Genomic DNA, 2,044 nt, shown 5'->3' on the forward strand with positions numbered 1-2,044 from the left:
ATAACTAACTGCGGTTGACAGTTGTTTTTCTGTATGCGTATCTATGTGAGGAATAGGAATTAAGGAGACGTATCCATTTTCTTTGTGTTGACCACAATATTCGTTGATAAGAACTCTTGGAATGGGTGTGTTTAAAATTCCAAGTAAGGGGAGAAAATGCTTTTCTTCTATCGGAAAAATACCCTGTCCTTCATTAGTTATTATTCGGTCCAGCGGATGGGTATGTATAGATAAGAAGTTGCATCTTTTTCCATAGGATAGACCAGCGGAAAAATACAGTTTTTCATTACGAATATATGCCCCTTTGTTGTTTTTAACAATCTCTCCTCCATTTTTCCAATCAATTGCTTCTTCAAATTTCCGGTAAAATGGTGAAAACTCACCTCCATTTGAGAGATGGACCCATCTTTTAGCCTTTCCAATCGCATTATTGGGACATTCCCATAGCAGTTTATAAAACCTACTGTTATTGCCGCTACTTAAACCAGTCTTTACAAGGGCGTAATTACCGTCTAACTGGTCATATGTTATAAATAATCTCCTCAGAACAGCAGGGAGTGTAAAATTTGGAACGCCATTTGGGAAACGTTCAAATTCAACTTGTTTGGCAAAATATGAATTCTTGTTATCTACGTTCCCAATTGTAAAATTAACTATATTATTTAATAGTATTTGGTTTTTTTTGTAATCAGTTTTGAGATCGATACACAAAACACTATCATCTTTTAAGAGAATCTTCGATGCAGTAAAACAACAAACTTCCACATTAGCATCAAGAACATCCCAACCGAGATGCAAATAAGATTTAATATTAAAATTCGAATAAAGAACATCTCGCCGATAATGAGCATATGAGCTTCTAACTGAAGTCGCAACGTCTATTATAATTCCCAGCTCGCCTGTATCACCAAGTTTCGTAGAAAGACAGTCAACAAATACAGTTCCAAGATTTGAATAAGTTTTAGGATATTTATGCTTTATTAATGGATACAGCTTGGTTGTCGCATCCCCAAAAGGTGGATTCATGAGCACCACATCAAATCGCTTCCGGCAAAGATCAATAAACGCAAAACCCTGCACTGCATCTTCGGCAAACATACGCCGGCGATTTTCCAATCCGTTTTCAGCCTTTTCAGCATACTTTTGAAGCGCTTGTAAAATAAGCGTCTCGGCCCGGTCCCAGAATTTTAAATCATCAATGTCCCTGACATCAAACTGCAATTCCTTTTGTTTGTGTTTGGGCTTTTCTAACTCTGGAAACAGTCCGGCTTGTTCAGGTTTTGGCTTAGCCTCCCATTGCTTCCGGGCCTCGGCAACAGCCTCTTTGATTTCTTCTTCAATTTTCAGTAATGACCCGGCTTCCCCGGCCAGCTTCATTTTATCGAAAATTACCTCAACAAGCTGACCCAACACCTTGGGTTTCAGAACATCTGTAAACTCTTTCAGCAGATTCTCATCACCTGGCATGGGTTCGGCACAGACGATATTAGATTTGGTCAAGCGAGGCCGCTTCGCTGACCTGATTCCCAGTCTTTGCCACGACCGCTGAGCCCTCAACCAAAGGGCCAATGCTGCGATTTGGACGGCGCGCGGATCAATGTCTATGCCGTGCAGATTCCAGCGCAGGATCAGTTCCGGTATGGCTGTTCGTAATTCATCAAGCGATTCAAAATCCTCTCGTAAGGATCTTCCCGTCGGATCCGATAGCGATGAATTTTCATCCTGCCAAGCTTCTTCGTATATCGTTTCCAAAAGGTCGAAAGCATAAAGTAGAAAGTGGCCACTGCCACAAGCAGGGTCCAAGATTTTTAAATCACGTGGGTCTTTTTTATCTCTAAGCGGTATGAACACCGGCAGGTTGAGCATCTCTTCCTGGGAAAGATCTTCTTTAGTAGCCTTTTCCCTTCGGCGGCGAAGCTCGGCCAGAGTATGTCCGACTTCAGATTTGTGTTTTTCAATCAAACCTTCAGAAAAACGGTCGGCACTATGCAAAACAAAAAGAAAATCCAGAAGCTCCTGGGTTTTCAGGCTGGTGATGTTGCCT

Annotated in this window: 1 protein-coding gene; it reads right to left on the bottom strand. The window is 41.4% G+C overall.

Annotation, left to right across the window (positions count from 1 at the left end):
- Positions 1-2,044 (bottom strand): Eco57I restriction-modification methylase domain-containing protein (locus AC3LHT_RS10620; protein WP_488662879.1); only part of this gene is annotated, 2,044 nt, incomplete at both ends.

It is taken from the genome of Kosmotoga sp., from assembly GCF_982836095.1.